Annotated in this window: 12 protein-coding genes and 1 tRNA gene; 5 read left to right on the top strand and 8 right to left on the bottom strand. The window is 57.5% G+C overall.

Annotated elements, in window-relative coordinates:
- Window positions 1-232: 232 nt before the first annotated feature.
- Both ACEWL3_RS12425 and ACEWL3_RS12420 read left to right on the top strand, forming a co-directional pair.
- Window positions 233-1255: a universal stress protein gene (locus tag ACEWL3_RS12425; protein WP_386182576.1), complete on the top strand. Its 1023-nt coding sequence runs from the start codon at window positions 233-235 to the stop codon at window positions 1253-1255.
- Window positions 1255-9729 carry a glycoside hydrolase family 94 protein gene (locus tag ACEWL3_RS12420; RefSeq protein ID WP_386182574.1) on the top strand — a complete coding sequence of 2825 codons (8475 nt, stop codon included), beginning with the start codon at window positions 1255-1257 and terminating at the stop codon, window positions 9727-9729. The genes ACEWL3_RS12425 and ACEWL3_RS12420 overlap by 1 nt, the downstream gene beginning before the upstream one ends.
- 83 nt (window positions 9730-9812) lie before the next feature.
- Here the strand turns inward: ACEWL3_RS12420 and dddP are convergent, their stop codons facing one another.
- Window positions 9813-11153, bottom strand: a complete 1341-nt coding sequence (gene dddP, locus ACEWL3_RS12415; protein WP_386182572.1) for a dimethylsulfonioproprionate lyase DddP — start codon at window positions 11151-11153, stop codon at window positions 9813-9815.
- A 116-nt stretch (window positions 11154-11269) separates the two neighbouring features.
- Between dddP and ACEWL3_RS12410 the strand changes: the two genes are divergently transcribed.
- Complete coding sequence (locus ACEWL3_RS12410) at window positions 11270-11977, top strand: heme-dependent oxidative N-demethylase family protein (protein WP_386182570.1); 708 nt, start codon at window positions 11270-11272, stop codon at window positions 11975-11977.
- On the opposite strand, the gene ACEWL3_RS12405 is transcribed toward ACEWL3_RS12410, so the two are convergent.
- The 7 genes from ACEWL3_RS12405 to ACEWL3_RS12375 all read right to left on the bottom strand — a co-directional run bounded on the left by ACEWL3_RS12405 (window position 11974) and on the right by ACEWL3_RS12375 (window position 17567).
- Window positions 11974-12441, bottom strand: coding sequence for a DUF2269 family protein (locus ACEWL3_RS12405; RefSeq protein ID WP_386182568.1), 468 nt, complete (start codon window positions 12439-12441; stop codon window positions 11974-11976). The genes ACEWL3_RS12410 and ACEWL3_RS12405 overlap by 4 nt on opposite strands.
- Entirely contained in the window at window positions 12438-13772 is a 1335-nt protein-coding gene (locus tag ACEWL3_RS12400) for an SDR family oxidoreductase (protein WP_386182566.1), read from the bottom strand. The genes ACEWL3_RS12405 and ACEWL3_RS12400 overlap by 4 nt, the downstream gene beginning before the upstream one ends.
- Entirely contained in the window at window positions 13769-14197 is a 429-nt protein-coding gene (locus ACEWL3_RS12395; RefSeq protein ID WP_386182564.1) for a glyoxalase superfamily protein, read from the bottom strand. The genes ACEWL3_RS12400 and ACEWL3_RS12395 overlap by 4 nt, the downstream gene beginning before the upstream one ends.
- 257 nt (window positions 14198-14454) lie before the next feature.
- Entirely contained in the window at window positions 14455-15264 is an 810-nt protein-coding gene (locus tag ACEWL3_RS12390) for a lytic murein transglycosylase (RefSeq protein WP_386182562.1), read from the bottom strand.
- A gap of 126 nt (window positions 15265-15390) precedes the next feature.
- Window positions 15391-15618: a hypothetical protein gene (locus ACEWL3_RS12385; RefSeq protein ID WP_386182560.1), complete on the bottom strand. Its 228-nt coding sequence runs from the start codon at window positions 15616-15618 to the stop codon at window positions 15391-15393.
- Window positions 15619-15785: 167 nt separating this feature from the next.
- On the bottom strand, window positions 15786-17192 hold the full coding sequence (glnA, locus tag ACEWL3_RS12380; RefSeq protein WP_386182558.1) for a type I glutamate--ammonia ligase: 1407 nt from the start codon (window positions 17190-17192) through the stop codon (window positions 15786-15788).
- A gap of 36 nt (window positions 17193-17228) precedes the next feature.
- Complete coding sequence (locus tag ACEWL3_RS12375; RefSeq protein ID WP_114878173.1) at window positions 17229-17567, bottom strand: P-II family nitrogen regulator; 339 nt, start codon at window positions 17565-17567, stop codon at window positions 17229-17231.
- A gap of 168 nt (window positions 17568-17735) precedes the next feature.
- Here ACEWL3_RS12375 and ACEWL3_RS12370 point away from each other — a divergent pair, with 168 nt between their 5' ends.
- Together ACEWL3_RS12370 and ACEWL3_RS12365 are read left to right on the top strand one after the other, a co-directional pair.
- Window positions 17736-19394 (top strand): NAD(P)H-hydrate dehydratase, encoded by a 1659-nt coding sequence (locus ACEWL3_RS12370; protein ID WP_386182555.1) that lies wholly within the window; start codon window positions 17736-17738, stop codon window positions 19392-19394.
- 126 nt (window positions 19395-19520) lie between these two features.
- Window positions 19521-19604: transfer RNA gene (locus ACEWL3_RS12365), tRNA-Leu, on the top strand.
- The last annotated feature ends 187 nt before the right edge of the window (window positions 19605-19791 follow it).

Here is a 19791-nt window from a genome sequence, read left to right as displayed (position 1 = left end):
GATGATCCGGGACGATGACGTCAGTTTGCCTAGCTTTGCGCATAAAACAGAAACCGTATTGACACTAATCAATCGGTGAAAAGGTTTCGGATCTAATCTGGTCAAGTGTGGTTTCGTTACCCGATTGCGCGGGGACCGTACTGAAATGCTCTGAATGCCATCGCGATAATTATTCGTTTTCGGACTCTTATCGCCTTGCCAGAGACATCTGCTCAAAAGGATGGTGCGAATAATGACCCGATCAAAACAGGCAATGCCGCCCGGCAAAGATCGACCGTCAAAACCGGAAAAAGCCTTTGAAACATCTGACGTTTTGGTTTTTTTAGAAGACGCGTCCGTAACCTCGGCCAGCGTCAGCCATGCACAAAAAATTGCCAGCGCGTTTGGTGGCCAAGTGGTCTTGGTACAGGTCTTGTGTAAACCCGTAAACGGCAACGGTCCAATTGATCCCGTAGAATGGGACATAAAGAAACAAAAGACCCTGAAGCAATTGGGATTTCTGACAAAGGAAACGGAAATTGCCAACCACCCCTGCCGCGCCGAACTTCTTGAAGGGCAATGCGTCAACCAGATCAAGGCGTTCATGGAACATCGACAGGGCGACATTGCAGCGTCTCTGCGACCCCGCAGCGATACAGACTGGCATTTGAGCGAGACGGCTTGGGGTGTGCTTTCGTCGCAAAGTGCCGCAGTCCTGATTATCCCGGATGACGCGCTGATTGAGCGGAATGCGCAATATCGCCGAATTTTACTGCCTCTCGACGGGTCGTCCCGTGCAGAAGCGGCACTTCCGGTGGCCATGAAGCTGGCTCGGGCCGAACATGCCGAACTGATCATCTGTAACGTTTTGCCTGCGTCCAGCCTGACAGAACTCGCGGCAGGGGCCCCCAAAGACGAACGTCTGCTCAGCCTCGTCAGGCAACGCAATGAACAGGCTGGCAAGACCTATCTTGCCCGGATCAGGAAACGACTTGAACGCAACGGCCTGAGGGCTCTTGTCAGAATTTCCCATGGCAGTGATGTGCGGCGCGCATTGATCGACATCATGTCAAAAGAATATGCTGACTTTGTGGTAATGGCGACACATGGACAAAGTGGGCACAAAGACGTGCCTACCGGCGATGTGGCGCGGTACGTTTTGGACAATGCGCAGATCCCGGTGCTGCTGGTACGGCCTCGAAACAACCCTGACAGCAATCACGCATTTGGCAAGGTGTCGTCAACGGGGGTCAGACAACCGGCTGGCACTGACTGATGACCCAACCGGACAGGCCTTTGATTGACGCAAGAACTGGGCCGGAGTTGGCGGCACTGCACCGCCCTTTCGTCTCAGGCCCGCCTGCCTTTCTTGACATCTACCGTGTCCTGCCAACCTTGAGTGAATGGTTTGAACGGGTGCGCACTTATTGCTCCGAACCGCCCCCCGGTCAGGATCGCGCAGCGGACTGGATCTTGGACAATGACTACCAAATCCTGCGCGCCATGCGGCGCTTGAATGAGGACTTTCCCCCGCAATTCTACAAAAGGCTGCCAGCGCTGGCCCAACCCGACGGCGCAGGACCGCCGCGTGCGTTTGCGTTGTCGCAGGCCGTCTATGATCTTCTCGAACCACAGATCACACTGCCGGACCTGATCAGTTTTATTGAGCAATACCAGCAGTCCGCAGAGCTGACCAACGCTGAACTCTGGGCAATGCCATCCATGCTTCGGCTGGCATGTCTCGAGCGGTTCATTCACGCTGTCGGGACGATTGATAAAGCACTGATGCCGCAGGCAAACCTGAGCACCGAGACCTTGGCCACAATCGAGACCGCGCCTGTCGACGCCATTGCAAAGGCAATAACAAATCTAATTGCCGTGGATTCGATTAAATGGCCGGATTTTGTCGACGAGGTCAGTTGCATCGAAGCGGAACTGGCAAACGATCCCGCCGAAATCTATCTGGCAATGACATTTGAGACCCGCAACCGGTACCGGGACATGGTTGAACGACTGGCATCGCGGTGCGACAGCTCGGAATCAGAAGTTGCGCGCATGGCGGTCGCTTTGTCGCAAAGTGAGAGAACCGATGGCTGCCGCTGTCATGTCGGATACTGGCTGGTCGATGAGGGCCTGCTGAGGCTTGAGGCCGCATTGAAATGCCGGGTTTCTTGGTTTTTGGCAGTGCAGCGTCGCTTGTCGGCCTACAAGCGCATCCTTTATGCCGCCGGATTGAGCTTGCTTGTGGTTGCCGCGATATTGGTGTCGGTGATCTATCTTTGGCTTCAAGATGCAACTCTGGCCCAATGGCTTATTGGCCTTGTACTTACTGCTCTGCCAGCAACGATCCCGAGCGTATGGTTCGGCCATTGGATGATCACCCGGCTTAGCCGTCCGGACATATTGCCCGAGATGGACTTCTCAAAAGCAATTCCTCAAGAGTGTGCCACTGCCATCATTATCCCGATCATCATCGCATCCCCCGGCGAAGTGGATGCAATCGCGCAAAAGGTGGAAATTCTGCGCATTGCGAACCCGGATCCCACGTTTCGATTTGTCCTCTTATCCGATATTGCCGATGCGCAGGAAGCAACATTACCACAAGACACCGAGGTCGAAGCCGCGCTGAAAAAGCGGATTGAAGACCTTAACCGTCGCTACGCTGTGGACGCCAGTCCGCCGTTCATCTTGTTGCATCGTCGCCGCAAGTACAACGGAGCCGAAGGGTGCTGGATGGCGTGGGAACGCAAGCGCGGCAAACTTGAAGAGTTCAACCGTTACGTTCTGGGCGACGCAAAAGACCCATTTGACGTGGTTGCAGGCCCTGCCGAAACATTGCGCGGTATCCGCTATGCGATCACGCTGGATGCCGACACGCAATTGCCGCCCGGATCGGCGGTACGCCTTGTCGGTATCATGGCACACCCCCTGAACAAGGCTGTTGTTGATCAAAGTAGCCGGCGGGTTGTATCAGGGCATGCGATTCTACAGCCGCGGATCGAGATTTTGCCCAAGCTGGGCAAAGGTACGCATTTCACGCATCTTTATGGCGGAGACACCGCTATAGACATCTACAGTCGGGCCGTTTCCGACGTGTATCAGGATTTGTTCGGGACTGGCATTTATGTCGGCAAGGGCATCTACGATATCGCGGCCTTGCATCAAAGCATGTTGGGCCGGGTTCCCGATAACCACATCCTAAGTCACGATCTGTTCGAAGGGCTGTACGGGCGGGCCGCATTGGTCAGCAATCTTGTTCTGTACGAAGACCTCCCCGCAACCTATCCGGAATTTGCCATGCGTCAGCATCGCTGGATGCGCGGAGACTGGCAGTTGGTTCCATGGCTTGGGCGCAGGGTACCGATGGCGGATGGCCAGACCGATAAGACGACCTTGTCGGGATTGGATCGCTGGAAATTGATGGACAATCTGCGCCGCAGTTTGATGTCGCCTGCGTTGCTGTTGTTTTTTCTTGCGGGCTGGCTGCTGATGCCGGGCAGCGCATTGGTCTGGACGGGTTTGGCGCTTGCGGCACCCGGCAGTTATCTGATCGGCGAAGCGTTTGCCATTGCAACCGGCGGTGTCCGGCGCGGCGCACTGGGCAATGCCGTCCACAATATTCGGACCACCAGCGGACGCTGGTTTTTCTTCATCGCCTTTCTGGTCAGCGATACCCTGATCGCACTGGATGCGATCTTTCGCACGCTTTGGCGGGTTTATGTCACGGGTAAAAACCGGTTGGAATGGACCTCGGCGGCGCACGCATCGACCGAAACATCGCACGGCAACATCCGGCGCACGTCATGGCAATTGATGTGGCCGTCCTCGGCACTCGCGGTGGTGATGGCGGGGCATCTGGCGCTTTTTGATTTGCAGGGTTTTTGGAGCGCTGTGCCGGTTCTTGTGCTTTGGCTGATCGCGCCGGAGATATCGGTCTGGAGCGCAAGGCCACGCTATTTTCGCGCTCAATCACTGACCGATCCGCAGCGCAAATTCCTGAACCTTGCGGCGCGGCGCACCTGGCATTTTTTTGAGACGTTCGTGGGGCCTGATGACAACTGGTTGCCACCTGACAATTATCAGTTCGGTCAGAAGGAAGAGATTGCGCACCGCACCTCGCCGACCAACATTGGCATGTTCCTTGTCTCCGCACTGGCTGCGCGTGACATGGGTTTCATCACGACAAGCGACTTTGCGGCACGTGCGCGCAATACCCTCGACACCCTTGGACGCATGGCCAAATACCGTGGTCATGTCCTGAACTGGTACGACACCCAAACGCTGGACCCGCTGGAGCCGCGGTATGTCTCGGTCGTTGATAGCGGCAATCTGGCGGTGTCGTTGGTCACGCTAAAGCAGGGGTGTCTTGATCTTGTTGATGCTCCCGTGATCGTTCCCGCAAATTTCGGCAGTCTTGAGGTGTCTCTGGACCTGTTGTGCGAGGCACTTCGTAGTGTACCGACGCGCGATCTTTCAGCTTTGGACCGGACGGAAAGCGTGATCCGGGATCAGATTTCACAGATCATCGCGTCTCCATTACGATTGAAAGAAGGACTTGCAGCCCTTGATGGCGTGCATTGGCAAGCGCTTGAGATACTTGCATTGGAGGCAATAGAAAAATCCCCTGATCTTACAGCCGAGCAGGCGAAGGACATCACGACATGGCTGGAAAGGTTCCATCATGACTTGAATGCCATTGCACGCGATATTGATACTTTCATGCCTTGGCTCTCAGTCATAGCGGATTGTCCGGATGCAGTTTCTTCCGTCGCCCAAGAGATTGCCGGCCAACTGTATTCTGAACCTGCCTGGTTGGATCACAAGGCATCCTCAGAGACCTTCATGGCGGTTTTGGACGCATGGTCGGCGGCGCACCCCAAAGCCTGCACTGCAACAACCGAATGGCTGGATCAGATGCGCCAGTCCGTTCAGACGGGATTGGCCAAGCAAGAGACACTGCGCCTTGCCCTGCGCGATCTCGCTGCAAAGGCGGATCAACTAGCATTTGGCATGGATTTTTCATTTCTGTATGACACGTCCGCACGGTTGTTCTGGATTGGATACAACCAAAGTCTGGGGAAAATGGATACCAGCCATTATGACCTGTTGGCGACCGAGGCGCGTCTGGCCAGTTATTTTGCCATTGCGAAACATGATGCGCCGGTCGAACACTGGTTCACCTTCGGCCGCCCGATAACCAGACTTCAGGGCAAGCCATCGATCCTCTCGTGGAATGGGTCGATGTTCGAATACCTCATGCCGCCGCTGTTCCTGCCCAGCTACCGCGACACATTGTTAGGTGAGAGCGAGCTGACAGCTGTCGATTTTCAACGCACGTATTGCGCTGAACGCAAGGTGCCCTGGGGGATATCAGAATCCGCATTCGCCACAACGGACACGCGCGGCACCTTTCAATATCGCGCCTTTGGTGTACCCGGTCTTGGGATACGCCGCGGGCTGACCGATGATCTGGTTATCGCACCCTATGGGTCGGCTTTGGCGCTGTGCGGGTGGCCAGAGGCCGCAGCCGAAAATCTCACAGAACTTGCACAGCTTGGCGCGCTTACCAGATACGGGTTTATAGAGGCGCTTGATTTCACGCCCGATCGAAGCGTCGGGGCGCGCGGCTTTGTCGCTGTCACGACGTTCATGGCGCATCATCAGGGCATGGTTCAAACGGCCATCGTCAACGCCCTGCAAGACGATGTCATGGTCCACCGGTTTTTGCGCGAACAGCCCGTACGTGCGATGGATCTTTTGTTGCAGGAGCGGGTGCCGTGGGACGTATCGCTGGAACTTGGGCGTGCCGATGAAGTCTGGGATCATCCCGCCGATATGCACCAAGCACCCGAACTGTCACCGTGGGTGCCTTCGCCGGAACTGGTCGTACCGCAGGTGCATATTTTGGGGAATGGCCGCATGTCGTCCCTGATCACGCAAAGTGGCGGCGGCGGGCTGAGTTTGGATGGCACGGCTCTGACACGGTGGCGACCTGATCCTGTTCGCACCGGTGATGGTATGTGGGTCTATCTTCAGGACGTCGAAAGCGGTGATTTATGGTCGCTGGGGTCTGCACCGACAGGGCGCGCAGATGTCGACACCAAGAGTGTTTTTCACCAGCACATGGTAGAGCTGCTGTGCCGACACGATGGGATTGTCGCTCGCATGGACGTGACCGTGGCCCCTTATGATGACGTCGAGATCCGTCGTGTGACCCTGATAAACGAAAGCGACGTCACGCGAACGATCAATGTAACGACCTATGCTGAAGTCACCTTGGCCCCTCCACTGGACGATGAACGGCACCCGGCGTTCAGCAAGCTTTTTGTACACAGTGCGTATTTGCCCGACGAGCAAGCACTGGTGTTCACGCGCAGGCCGCGCCGCCCGGAAACCAAACCACCGGTGCTGTTGCATAAACTGGTTGTCACTGAGCCGGATGTTGCAGTCACAGCGTGGGACACAGACCGCCGCCAGTTTGTCGGACGCAATCAGACTGCGCGTGCGCCCGAAGGGGTGCAACGTGGTCTTGGCAAGGGGGCTGGGTGGACGCTTGATTCGGTGATGTCCCTTCAGGTGCGGGTATCGTTGAAACCGATGCAGACCAAACAGCTTGTATTTCTAAGCGTCGCCACATCGTCGCGCGGTGAGGCAGTGCAGGTCGCCAAACGGTATCCGATCGCCATGATTGACCGCACATTCCGCGACGCTTTGCTTGAGACGGGGCGAACCGTGCGCAAACTTGGGATTGCCCCTGAACATTTACCAGAGTTACAGGTGTTGTCATCGTTGCTGGTGCATCCCCACGGTACGCACCGCACGGTACCACCGACAAACGCGGACGCGTGGAAGGGCCAGCAAGACCTATGGCGTTTCGGCATTTCCGGGGATTATCCGATCCTGTTGCTCAAGCTATCGGATTTGGAATCGTCTTCGCTTCTGGATATTTTGGTGCGCGGTCACCGGCTTTGGCACCATTCTGGCCTAAAGCTCGACTTGGTCATTCTGCGCGATGCGGCCAGCAGCTACGAAGAGCCACTGCGCGAAAAGGTGCTGTCCATCATCAGCGATACCCATGCAACGGGAATGTTGGGCATGCGCGGCGGTATTCACCTGCTTGCGGGTGATCAGATGTCGGCAACGATGCGGCGCGGGGTGGAGGCGTCGGCCTGTGTTGTGCTGGAGGATGACAACAAAAGCCTTCGAGAGATGCTCGACAAGGCCTTGGAAACGCAGGATCAGCCACCGCTTTTTGTGCCGGAACCACATTCGTCGTACATTCCGGTTTCTGCCATCGTCAGGCCCGATAATTTGCAGTTCGATAACGGATATGGCGGTTTTGATCCTGAAAGCGGTGATTATCTGATCCATCTTGCAACCGGTATCCGCACCCCGGCACCTTGGTGCAACATTCTGGCCAATGACGGTTTCGGCTGCCTTGTCAGCGAGGCTGGATTGGGCATGACATGGGCGGAAAACAGTGGCGAACACCGCCTGACACCTTGGTCAAACGATCCGGTTGGCGATGTGCCGAGCGAAGTCCTGTATCTGCGTGACGAGGCCAGTGGCGAAGTCTGGACGACGACGCCACAGCCGATGGGGCAGGACGCCGATTGTCAGATCAGACACGGAGCAGGCTTCACGCGCTGGTGTACGAATAGCCATGGATTGGAGCAGGAGCTGGAGTGCTTTGTGCCGGTGGATGACCCGGTCAAGATTGTTCGGCTGCGCCTGACCAACCCGTCTGATCAGCCCCGCCGGATCACGGCCACCTATTACGCGCAATGGCTGTTGGGTGCATTGGAGAGTGCGTCCCGCCCTCATGTAATCAGTCGCTACGAGATAGACTTGAAGGCCATCGTCGGGCGCAACCTTTGGAATGCGGAATTCGCACCGCGCGCGGCATTTCTGACAGCGTCGATGGACCCTCATAGCATGACGGGGGATCGGCACGATTTTCTGGGTCGCGAGGGAAATGTGCACAATCCCGAAGGATTGCGACGTTGGGATCTGGGCGGGCGTTTCCCCCAAGGCAGCGACGCTTGCGCGGCCTATCAGGTGCATCTGGATATCCCGGCGGGCGCAGAGGCGAAGGTTGTCTTTGTTTTGGGTGAGGTCGCCGACCCGACCGAATTGGCCCCGATTGTCGAAAAGTGGCGGAACCCTGAAACAACAGCGCATGCGGTTGAGGTTTTGCAGGCCACTTGGACCAAACAGCTGGGCGCGGTTCAGGTGAAAACTCCTGATCCGGCCTTCGATCTGATGGTGAACAGGTGGCTACCCTACCAAAATCTGAGCTGCCGGATTATGGCGCGCGCGGGGTTCTATCAGGCGGGCGGGGCATACGGGTTTCGCGATCAATTGCAGGATGTGCTTGCGTTGCTGTTGACGGATCCTGATCGAACGCGGGCGCAAATTCTTCGGGCGGCACATTACCAGTTTGAACAAGGCGATGTGTTGCACTGGTGGCATCCACCGTTGGGGCGCGGTGTACGCACGCGGTGTTCGGATGACTATGTGTGGCTGGCTTATGTAACGGGCCGCTATATTCAGGCCACGGGTGATACGGAAATTCTGGATGTCGAGATCCCGTTCCTGAGGGCACCTGAACTACGTCCCGAAGAACACGACCGCTATGCATTGTTTGAGACTGGCGACGTAGGAACCCTGTTTGATCATTGCGCGCGCGCGCTGGGCCGGATGATGGCAACGGGCGCGCATGGTTTGCCCCTCATGGGTGGGGGTGACTGGAATGACGGCATGGACCGCATCGGTGAGAAAGGGCAGGGCGAAAGCGTCTGGCTTGCATGGTTTCAGATCGCAACTATCGGCATTTTTGCGCCAATCGCGGGGCAGGCAGGACATGTGGACGCCGCAGATCTGTGGCAGGCCCACGTCGATGATCTGGTCAGCGCGCTGGATCGCCATGGATGGGATGGCGATTGGTATTTGCGTGCTTTTGACGATGACGGGATGCCTTGGGGGTCATCCCGGAATACCGAGTGCCGGATTGATCTGATTGCGCAAGCGTGGTCAGTTCTGTCAGGTCTGCCAGTGGATGACCGTACACGCGCCGCTCTTGGATCGGCGGGCGCTGATCTTGTTGACGAAAAGGCGCGTCTTATCCGGCTTCTTGCGCCCCCCTTTGACAAGACGGAACGTGATCCCGGATATATTCAAGCCTACCCGCCAGGCGTGCGCGAAAACGGTGGTCAATACACCCATGCTGCTGCGTGGCTGGGCATGGCATACGCCAAGATCAAGGATGGCGACCTTGCGCATCGCGTGTTTGACATCATCAACCCAATTGCGCGAACCAGCTCCCTGCAAGATGCAGATCATTACCGCCGGGAACCTTATGTTCTGGCCGGTGACGTGTCCGGTGTAGGTGCACAGATCGGTCAGGGGGGGTGGTCGTGGTATACCGGTGCGGCCGGCTGGACTTGGCAGTTGGGTGTTTCCGGTATTCTGGGCATAGAGCCAGAAGCGTGCTGCGTGCGGTTGGACCCCTGCCTGCCAAGCAACTGGGGGCAAGCAGAAATCATAATCGAAAGTGAACAAGGCCGGATCGAAATTGCAATCAAGGATCCCGATAATATCGGTCATGGTGAGATGCGGATCGTTGCGGACCAGTGCGCCATCGATGGGCTTTCCGTTCGATTTCCGGGCAAGGATCGCACATGTCAGGTCGTCGCGACCATAGTCGCACCATTTAGGGCTGAGGCGGAACAATCCGACAGCGTGAAATGATACGCAGTCACGCCACAAATGAATGTTCAGAACTGCCAGAAATCCGCCCTAAATAACCAAAGCCACACCGGAATAGTCCCAGCCTAACCCCCCATCAACGCCGCATCCCATTCATACTCCGTCAGCCGCTCAAACCCGCTTTCGGTGATCAGCACCTGATCCTCCAGTTTGATCGAAAAATCACCGCCCTCGGGGGAGACAAGCGCTTCGACGCAGAGCACCATTCCGGGTTCCAGTGGGTAATCAAACGCACCCGGCACGGCGTTGTCGGGATAGGCGACGAGGGGCCACTCGTCACACAGGCCCACCCCGTGCATCAGGCAGCCGTATTTCTGTTTCTGAAACTGCGCGTCCAGCACATGGGTGTTCGCGCTAAGCTCCGGGATCATCACGCCGGGTTTGAGCATTTGCATATTCTGCTCAATATGTTCGACACCGTGCCTCATGGCATAGATCATATCGGGGCGCGGTTTTTCGTCGCCGATCCACCAGGTGCGGCTGATGTCGACGCAGATGCCATAACTGCCGACAAGGTCGGTATCAAATGCGATGATCTCGTTTGCCTGGGTGATCCGGGGGCCGCATTCCTGAAACCACGGGTTGGTGCGCGGGCCCGAGGTAAGCAGGCGGGTTTCGATCCATTCGCCGCCGCGTTTGATGTTTTCGGCGTGCATCACGGCCCAGATGTCATCCTCGCAGGTCACGCCGTCGCCGACGTTGGCGCGGGCAAAATCCTCCATCTTTTTCACCGCCACTTCACAGGCATTTGACGCGCAGCGCATTGCGAGGATTTCGTCGGGGCCTTTGACAGAGCGGCTTTTTTCGGTGACCTCCTCGCCGTCCATGACCTCAAACCCCTGCGCTTCCAATGCGCGCAGCCCGTGCAGCATGATCTTGTCGACCGCGATGCGTTTGTTGCCGCCTGCATGGGCCTCGATCAGGGCGCGGACTTCGTTGCTGAATACGTCGGCTGCCACATCGACCTTGTCGCCACGGTCAAAGTAGAACAGATCCGCACCAGAACGTTGTTCGCGCACCAAGGGGTTGAATTCACTGAGGAACATGCCGTTTTTATAGTCCCAGATCACCATGTATCCATCGGCGCAGACCAGCACCGCGCGGAACGGATTGTGGGTGTTCCAAAGCTGCATGTTGGTGCTGTCGGTGGCATAGCGGATGTTGAGCGGGTCAAACATCAGCAGACCGCCATAGCCGCGATCCGTGATGTTTTTGGTCAGGCGGTCCAGGCGATACTGGCGCATGGCCGCAAGATTGGGCAGGGTCAGCCCGGCGGCCTTCCATTCGGCAAAGGCAAGTTGTGTCGGGCCGATTTCAATGCGGTCATTGTCGTTGGGGCTGCCGTCGAGCAAATGGCTGCCCAAGGTCGGGTCAATTTTGCGGGTGGCGCTGTAATGGTAGTTCATGGGAACCTCACTGGATGATCGCTTGTCCCAGCATGGCGCGGTTTGAACTGGAATATTTGGCAAAACCCGACGCTTTTGCATGTCGTTTTTGCGGGGCGCTTGGTAGGAGTTGAGGGATGATGATTTTGCAAGATGCGCTGCCGGATGCGCAACGAGGCACCGCAGAGTTGCCCGGCGTTGGTCCCTGTGCGGCAGATGACTGGCTGCGGGTGGATGAGGCCTATGCTGCGCAGATGGCGTATCGGGCGGATCTGATCGCCAATCGTCCTGAGGCGGTGTTGTGGTGTGATCCGCCTGCGTTTGAGGCGGCGTGCGAAGTGCTGTCAGAGGCGTTGTTGTTGTTGCCGGGATTGGGGTTTGAGGTTGGCGAAGAGCAGGTGACAACCCCCGATGGGCGGCGCGTCGAATTGGATTGGTCGGCACCGCTTTGGACGCTGGGGCATCTGGTGCAGGAAGATATTTGTGTCCTGCAAAAGCGCGGCGAGGAACATGTGCTGACCGGTGCGGTGCTGTGTTTCCCTGCGAATTGGCGTTTGGCGGACAAAGCCGGGCGGCCGTTGGTTGGTATTCACGACACGGTGGTTGAATATGACGACAACATCGCGCGGCGGGTCCAGCGATTGTTTGATGGGGTACGGGTGGGGCGGCCCCTGTGGCGGTTTAACAGATTGTCCTATGCAGAGCCGGACCTGCATCAGCCACGTCGGATTGCCGAGGATCGGCCACGGGTTTTCCAGCGCTCTGAACGGCAATGCATTTTGCGGCTGCCCAAGAGTGATGCGGTGATATTCACCATTCACACCTGGGTGGTGCGCGGTGCCTAGAACGTGGGTTTGGTGATCATCAGCCAGAGGATGGCCAGCACAGCGGCAAAGGCGGGAAATCCGCAGGCAAACCAAATGCGATAGAGGCGATGAAAGCGCGGGGGCAGGGGAATGCCCTGGGCCGCAGCGGTTTGGGCCAGATCACGCAGTTGTTTCTGTATCCAGATCACAGGCAGCCAAAAGACCCCGACAAAGACATAAAGCAGCAGTGCCCAAACCACCCAACCAGAGGTCAGCGGCCATCCGGCAGCTTGCGCCAGGAAATACCCGGTGATCGGTTGGGCGACAGCGGCGGTTGCGGTGAAGAGCCAATCGGCCACCACTACAATCCCTGCGACATGGGCGATCATCGCGGGGTTTTGACTGCGCTGACTGAGAACCATGAAAAACGCGATGCCTGCGCCGGTGCCCAGCAACACGGCGGTCCCAATCACATGGGCAAAGAGCAACAGATCGTGGATCATCGGTCGTCCATCAGCGCCATGACAATGCCGGCCAGCACAATGCCCGGTAGCACTTTTACAAAGGGGCCAAGCGGATCGACCCAGATATCGGGTGTCAGCACAGTGCCAGCGGCCAGAAACCCGAGCGAAACGGCGATCATCCCCCCACAGGCGCGGTGCGCGTGGCGGCGAAACAGAATTGCGGTACCAAGGGCTAAATCAATCACGCCACCGACGATGACCGCAAAAGATGCGATACCGGCGTCGATGCCGCGCGATGTGAGAACCTCGATGGCGGGACCTGTGCGGGCAAGGCCAATGAGACCGGACAATATCCAGAATAGGGACAATGTGGCAATCGCCACAGGCAGCAGCAGGAAAAGCCTTGAAAACCAACGGTCTTGCAGGGTTGCGGGCATGTCACGCAGGGTTTGATCCAGGGACTGGCAGGTTGCGCCACCGGCCGCGTGCCAGGCAGCAGGATCGCCCTTTATCCCGTCTGCCAGCACCGTAAGCGCGGTTGATCGAAAAGGGGAACGCCAGCCAAGCCAGCCCAATCCGTCGGCGATTTTGCCTGTGAGGGTCAGCAGGGGGCGCGGCACGGTGATGGTGAACCGCCAAGGGGCAAACCCCAGCCAGCCGTGTATGTTATTGGTGAGGCTTGCAAATGTGTGCACATCGGCTGATGTCACATCAGCAAGCGTGCGAGTCGGAATATCACCGCGCGCGGCCTGCACCACGGCTGCGGCCAGATCGTCTAGCGCGATTGTTTGAACCGGCGTCTCAGGCAAAACCTGAAAACCAATGAGCGGCATCGCAGCGGCCGCGCGCAGCAACGCCGTGCCGCCATAAGCGGTGCGGCCCAGAACAAGTGTTGGGCGCAGAATGATCCAATCGAGCGTGCTGTTCTTGAGAGCCGCGTCGCCATGGGCCTTGGTGCTCATAAAGGCCGTTGCGGCATCCAGCGCCACACCCACAGCCGAAATTTGAATGAAACGCGTCTGCTGATCGCCAAGCCCCTCGATGAGCGCCTTGATCGCACCTTCGTGGATCGCCGCAAGATCATCCCGCGCGCCATCCTGCAACGCGCCCGACGCATTCACCACTACATCGATGCCCGCCAGATCGCGCGCCCAATCGGCAGCGGGCATCCTGGCGATATCGCGGATCAGCCAATCACCATCCGGGTCGACGCGTCGCGCCGCATCTGCGTCGCGCCCCACGCCAGTCACCGTAAACCCGGCGGATTGCAATGCGCGCAGACAGGCCGCACCAATCAGACCATACCCGCCAAGGACAACTGCCCTTGGCGGAGATTTGACCGATGGCCCTGCCCGCGCATCGTTGCTCATGGTATATCCAGCACCATGTGTGGCTGGCCGTCTGAGGTCTTTTGTGGCGACACCCCACCGGGGTTCACCGTCGCGTTCACCTGTCGGCGGAACGAGCTGAAATGCGTGGATGTGACCACGTCGATCGCGGTGTCAAAGCGCACGGTAAGCGCCCAGAAGCCATTTGCCGATATGCGTGCGGCTTTGACCTGACCGGTGAACGAATGGCCCAGGTACCGGCCAGACACGGTCTGGCCGGGGGTGAAACTGGCGTGATCGTTGCGGGCCTGTGTGGCGATGGTGTTCCAGTCACGCGCGCCCCATTGGTGGGCGATGGTTTCCAGCGCTTCGGCATGGCTCATGATCTGACCACGCGCGGCCATGTCACCACGCAGGCGTTTTGCCTGTGATTTCAAGACGTCACGGGGTGGGACGGGATAATTCATTTCAAACACTCCTATTCTCGCAAAGGCGTGAAGGGGGTCCGCGTTGCCCAACAATCTGCGAGAGATTGGTGTGTTGTTCGTTTCAGGGCTTCACCGAATTGCGGACGGCAGGGGCCTGACCCTTGCGTCATGACATAGGAGCAGCAAAGGGCACGTGCAAGGCGCGATGTGCGGTGCGCAGGGCAGCTGTGGCTTTTGAGTATATTTGGCGAAAAGAAGCAGGATGGGTGGGCCCGAGTTTAGCCGCATTCATGAGGTTAACCGTCGATGCGCGCAGCGGCGAGCGCAATCGCCTTTTGATAGACGGTCGCGGCGTTCCATTGGTTCAGGACACGGAAATTGGTCTGGCCCTCTTGATATCCGGCCCCCGGTTTCCAGCCTTTTTGACGCAGGTAATTGGCGGTTGATGCCAAGGCATCCGCTTCATTGTAGAGATCGACACGACCATCGCCGTTTGCATCGACACCGTAACGTAATGCGTTGCCGGGCAGGAATTGTGTATGTCCCAACTCGCCATGTTTCGCCCCTTTGGTATTGGCCGTGATGGTCCCGCGATCGACAAGCATCAGGGCACCAATCGCATGGGGGGTGAACAAGGACGACCGGCGACAGTCATACGCCAGCGTCAGGATGGCGGGCACGACGGCGCTGTTGCCCATGTTTCTGCCAAAGCCTGTTTCCATGCCATGGATGGCAAGCAGCACGCCCGCAGGCACCCCATAGCGGTTTTCAAGGGACTGGTAAAAACCAGCGTTGCGCGCCTTGCGTTTGCGCGCCGATGCGGCAAACCCATCAAGCGAGCCGAGCCGGATGCGGATGAAATCATTCAGCGCATAACGCACGCCCTTCTGATTGCGATCAGCCGCGATGGTGCTGCTTGCGTAGGATGCCGAAGCCAGCGCATCAAGACCGCGCTGTTTGACACCTGCCGCTTTTGCCTCGGCCGCAAAGGCAGCTTTCCAGGCGTTGAACCCGCCACCGCTGTTGCCACAAGGGGCCGCATAGGCCGGCACGGCAAGGGCGGCTGTGAGGGATAATGAAATGATGAAAGATTTAATTTGGCGCATCTGAAACCTCACAAAGGACGGGGCAAAATTTCCCGAACCTTAACGCGAATTCTGCAAGGTGCAAAGAGTTAGGCAGACGTGAGTGGTGACGTAATACCGCACGATGTTCGTGCAGGTAGGGCGCGGTTAGCCTGCGAAAGCAAGGACCCACTGATATTCGGGCGTTGTCGCGGCCCAAGCGTAAGCTGCGCCGCCCGTCAGGATGGTAACGCCAACAAAAAATGGAAACGTAAAGATGGAGCTTTTTGAACGGGCGCGTCCACCGGATTTCTTGGCTACACCAGTAAAAGTAACCTCCTGCGCCTTGTTAATGCGCGCGATGCGTTGTTCGAAAGTAGTTGTAGACACGGCCATCGTTAAATTCCACCTACTGGGGTACTGGGGCCCAATCTCACTAATAATAGGGGCCAAAATTGGGCGCGGGTGGGGCATTTTGGATCACCCTGATATTTAACGAAAAAGGGCACCCCAGTGAGGATGCCCTTTGATGATCAACGGTCGATTCTGACCTGAATTGTTGATCAGCAGCTGTAGTACATGCCGAATTCGACCGGGTGCGGCGTGTGCTCGTATGTGTGGACTTCTTCCATCTTGAGCGCGATATAGCCTTCGATCTGATCCTTGGTGAATACGTCGCCTGCAAGCAGGTAATCCATATCCTTCTGCAATTCCTCCATTGCTTCGCGCAAGGAGCCGCAGACCGTCGGGATACCGGCCAGTTCTTCGGCGGGCAGATCATAGAGGTTCTTGTCCATGGCTTCGCCGGGATCAATCTTGTTCTTGATGCCGTCAAGGCCAGCCATCAGCAGGGCAGAGAAGCACAGGTATGGGTTTGCCGCTGGATCAGGGAAACGCGCCTCGACACGTTTGGCCTTGGGGCTTTCTGTCCATGGAATACGCACGCAGCCCGAGCGGTTGCGTGCGGAATAGGCGCGCAGCACGGGTGCCTCAAAGCCCGGAATCAGACGTTTGTAGCTGTTGGTGGTCGGGTTGGTGAAGGCGTTCAGCGATTTGGCGTGCGTCAGGATGCCACCGATGAACCACAGTGCCTCTTGGCTGAGGTCGGCGTATTTGTCGCCTGCAAACAACGGCTTGCCGTCTTTCCAGATCGACATGTTCACGTGCATGCCCGACCCGTTGTCGCCATAGATCGGCTTGGGCATGAATGTCGCGGACTTGCCGTAAGCATGGGCGACGTTGTGGATCACGTATTTGTACTTCTGAATTTCGTCGGCCTGCGTGGTCAGCGTGCCAAAGATCAAACCAAGCTCGTGCTGGCACGACGCAACCTCGTGGTGATGCTTGTCGACCTTCATGCCAAGACGCTTCATCGTGGAGAGCATTTCGGCGCGCAGGTCCTGTGCCTCATCCACCGGGTTGACCGGGAAATAGCCGCCCTTGAGGCCGGGGCGGTGGCCCATGTTCCCCATTTCATAGTCTGTGTCAGTGTTCCACGACGCATCGGATGCATCAACTTCGTAGGATACCTTGTTGATTGAATTGGAAAATTTCACATCGTCAAAGAGGAAAAATTCGGCCTCAGGACCGAAATAGGCGGTATCACCGATACCGGAGGATTTCAGATAGGCCTCTGCTTTTTCGGCCGTGCCGCGGGGGTCACGTTCGTAGGATTCGCCGGTGTCCGGTTCAACAATCGAACAATGCACACAGATGGTTTTTTCGGCATAGAATGGATCGACATAGGCACTTTCCACATCCGGCATCAGCTTCATGTCGGACGCTTCGATGCTTTTCCAGCCGGCGATGGAAGAGCCGTCAAACATAAACCCTTCTTCAAGGAAATCTTCGTCTACCAGATCATTCACCACAGTCACATGCTGCAGCTTGCCGCGTGTGTCAGTGAAACGGATATCGACATATTCGATATCCTCGTCTTTGATCTTTTTCAGGAACGCTTTGTTGTCCATGAGTTTTGTCCTCTGCTTGGAATGTCGTGGTGATGATTACAGTGCGTCCGACCCGGTTTCTCCGGTCCGGATGCGGATTGTTTGTTCGATTGTGGAGACAAAGATTTTGCCATCGCCGATTTTTTCGGTTTTGGCAGCATCTACAATGGCTTCGATGGCGGCATCGACCTGATCGTCGTCCAACACCACTTCAACTTTTACCTTGGGCAGGAAATCAACGACGTATTCGGCCCCCCGGTAAAGCTCGGTGTGTCCCTTTTGGCGTCCAAAACCTTTGACCTCAATGACAGACAGACCCTGAACGCCAACATCCTGAAGGGCTTCTTTCACTTCGTCCAGTTTGAACGGTTTGATGATCGCTTCGATCTTTTTCATGAGGGTCCTCCAAATATTTGCGCGCGTTGAGGGCGTCATTTCATTTTGGATGGGCAGGGTCCATGCAACGGGCTAGTCTGGGGTCTGAAGACGGTGCAATTTATTTGAGCGCGCCTGAAAAATAATCGAACCGCCTAATAATTGGGCATAGTTGAATCGAGAGTTGAGATGACCGAACTGCTGACCGCCGCCCAGATGCGCCAGATTGAACAGGCCGCGATAGATGCGGGGGCCGTAACCGGGCTTGAGCTGATGGAGCGGGCAGGGCGCGGCGTGGTGGATGCCGTGTTTGAGGTATGGCCGGAACTGGCCGCGACCTCGCACCGGGCAGTGGTGCTGTGCGGACCGGGCAACAACGGCGGAGACGGGTTTGTCGTGGCGCGGTTGTTGAAGGAGTGGGGTTGGGACGTTGACGTGTTTCTCTATGGGGATGCAGAAAAACTACCACCGGATGCTGAAACCAACCTCAAGCGATGGGCGGAATTGGGTGAAATCCGTCTGTTGCATGCAGAAAATGTGTTCAAGGTGGCCCGACCGGATATTGTCGTGGACGCGGTGTTTGGCATCGGCCTGACGCGTGCCTTGCCGGACGAGATCGCACAGGTCTTGAACCAAGGGGGCAGGGCAGGATGGGCCAAGAGCCACCGGATCAAAACCGTTGCCGTCGATTGCCCTTCGGGCCTCAATCTGGATACGGGGTTTATTTCTTTCAACGGCTCTCCCGATGATCCCGATTTTGACGCCTGGCCCAGAACGCTGAACTCTGCCGATCTGACGGTCACCTTTCACAGCCCGAAGCCGGGCCATTATCTGGCCCTCGGTCCGACACTATGCGGCGAACTGCGCGTCGCGGACATCGGGCTTGACGGCGAAGCGCAGGAGCGGGTCAGCATCGGCATGCCGCCGGATCTCGAGCGCGCGCGTCTGGTTGAGCCGATATTTTTGGGCAAACCGCTGCCACAACGGATGTGGCCCAATGACCAAATGGGGCGATCTGGACTGGCGACCCATAAATATGACCGTGGCCATATCATGGTCTTTGCGGGGGGCGTCGGTCGGGGTGGGGCCGGACGGATGGCAGCGCGCGCGGCATTGCGGGTCGGTGCCGGGTTGGTGACCGTCCTGTGCCCGCCTGCCGCCTTGCAAGAGAATGCCTGCCATCTGGACGCCATCATGCTGCGTGCGCTGCGTGATCCTGCGGCGCTGGGCGAGGTTGCCGACGACAGGGTGACGGGTTTTTGCCTTGGCCCGGGACTTGGCGTGTCCGAGAATACGCGTGCAATGGTGGGTGCCGTTTTGGCCCGGCGCGCCACGGCGCGTGACCGGCGCGATCCGGTGGTCGTTCTGGACGCTGATGCACTCAGTAGCTTTACCGATTGTCCCGACACCCTGTTTGAGCAGACCTACGGGCGCACGGTCCTAACGCCACATTTAGGTGAATTTGACCGATTGTTTCCCGATCTCGGGCAGGCGCTGCGCCAAGGCGCATCAAAGATCGACGTAACGCGGCAGGCCGCCGAAAGGGCAGGTTGTGTTGTTTTGCTGAAAGGAGCCGACACCGTCATCGCCGAACGAGGCGGTGGGGCATCGGTGCACGCGGCGACGTACGATCGCGCCGCCCCGTGGCTTGCCACAGCCGGGGCAGGTGATGTTCTGGCCGGCATGATCGCGGGGCTGGCGGGTGCACCGCTTGCGTCAGAAGTGTTTTCCATGGCCGAGGTCGCCGCATGGTTACACGTCGAATGCGCCCGCAGCTTTGGTCCCGGATTGATTGCCGAGGACCTGCCCGAAGAATTGCCGAAAGTGTTCCGGCATCTGGGTGTATAGCTGGTGTCATGGCATTCCCCAGGTCATCCGCAGCACATGAAGTGTGCCTTTCAAGGGCCTGATTTTTACCCTCGCCAAGCCCGCGCGTGTTTGATACGAGGGCCGTCAATCGCCAAGGCGATGTGTGCGGGTGTGGCGGAATTGGTAGACGCACCAGATTTAGGTTCTGGCGCCTATGGCGTGGGGGTTCGAGTCCCTTCACCCGCACCACTATGCCGGAAAATCAAATTAAGGTTGCGGTCGACGCGTGTTATGGCGGGTGGCTTAACCGGCATTCCACAAGATCTGCCAAACGCCATGTGAGCATCACTTAAGAAAGCGCTGAAAAACCAATCAAAATTATGCAGGCACCGGCCAGAACCCGATAGGTCACGCCACGCCGTCTGGCTCTGCGCTC

Source organism: Sulfitobacter sediminivivens (assembly GCF_042611115.2).
Lineage (GTDB): Bacteria > Pseudomonadota > Alphaproteobacteria > Rhodobacterales > Rhodobacteraceae > Sulfitobacter > Sulfitobacter sediminivivens.
The sequence above is the reverse complement of the archived record's forward strand: the minus strand, read 5'-3'. Positions and strand labels throughout refer to the sequence as shown.

What these genes read in the sequence shown, in the direction of transcription:
- ACEWL3_RS12425 (WP_386182576.1), top strand. Translation starts at nt 233, where the DNA reads ATGACCCGATCAAAACAGGCAATGCCGCCCGGCAAAGATCGACCGTCA.
- ACEWL3_RS12420 (WP_386182574.1), top strand. Translation starts at nt 1,255, where the DNA reads ATGACCCAACCGGACAGGCCTTTGATTGACGCAAGAACTGGGCCGGAG.
- dddP (WP_386182572.1), bottom strand. Translation starts at nt 11,153, where the DNA reads ATGAACTACCATTACAGCGCCACCCGCAAAATTGACCCGACCTTGGGC.
- ACEWL3_RS12410 (WP_386182570.1), top strand. Translation starts at nt 11,270, where the DNA reads ATGATGATTTTGCAAGATGCGCTGCCGGATGCGCAACGAGGCACCGCA.
- ACEWL3_RS12405 (WP_386182568.1), bottom strand. Translation starts at nt 12,441, where the DNA reads ATGATCCACGATCTGTTGCTCTTTGCCCATGTGATTGGGACCGCCGTG.
- ACEWL3_RS12400 (WP_386182566.1), bottom strand. Translation starts at nt 13,772, where the DNA reads ATGAGCAACGATGCGCGGGCAGGGCCATCGGTCAAATCTCCGCCAAGG.
- ACEWL3_RS12395 (WP_386182564.1), bottom strand. Translation starts at nt 14,197, where the DNA reads ATGAATTATCCCGTCCCACCCCGTGACGTCTTGAAATCACAGGCAAAA.
- ACEWL3_RS12390 (WP_386182562.1), bottom strand. Translation starts at nt 15,264, where the DNA reads ATGCGCCAAATTAAATCTTTCATCATTTCATTATCCCTCACAGCCGCC.
- ACEWL3_RS12385 (WP_386182560.1), bottom strand. Translation starts at nt 15,618, where the DNA reads ATGGCCGTGTCTACAACTACTTTCGAACAACGCATCGCGCGCATTAAC.
- glnA (WP_386182558.1), bottom strand. Translation starts at nt 17,192, where the DNA reads ATGGACAACAAAGCGTTCCTGAAAAAGATCAAAGACGAGGATATCGAA.
- ACEWL3_RS12375 (WP_114878173.1), bottom strand. Translation starts at nt 17,567, where the DNA reads ATGAAAAAGATCGAAGCGATCATCAAACCGTTCAAACTGGACGAAGTG.
- ACEWL3_RS12370 (WP_386182555.1), top strand. Translation starts at nt 17,736, where the DNA reads ATGACCGAACTGCTGACCGCCGCCCAGATGCGCCAGATTGAACAGGCC.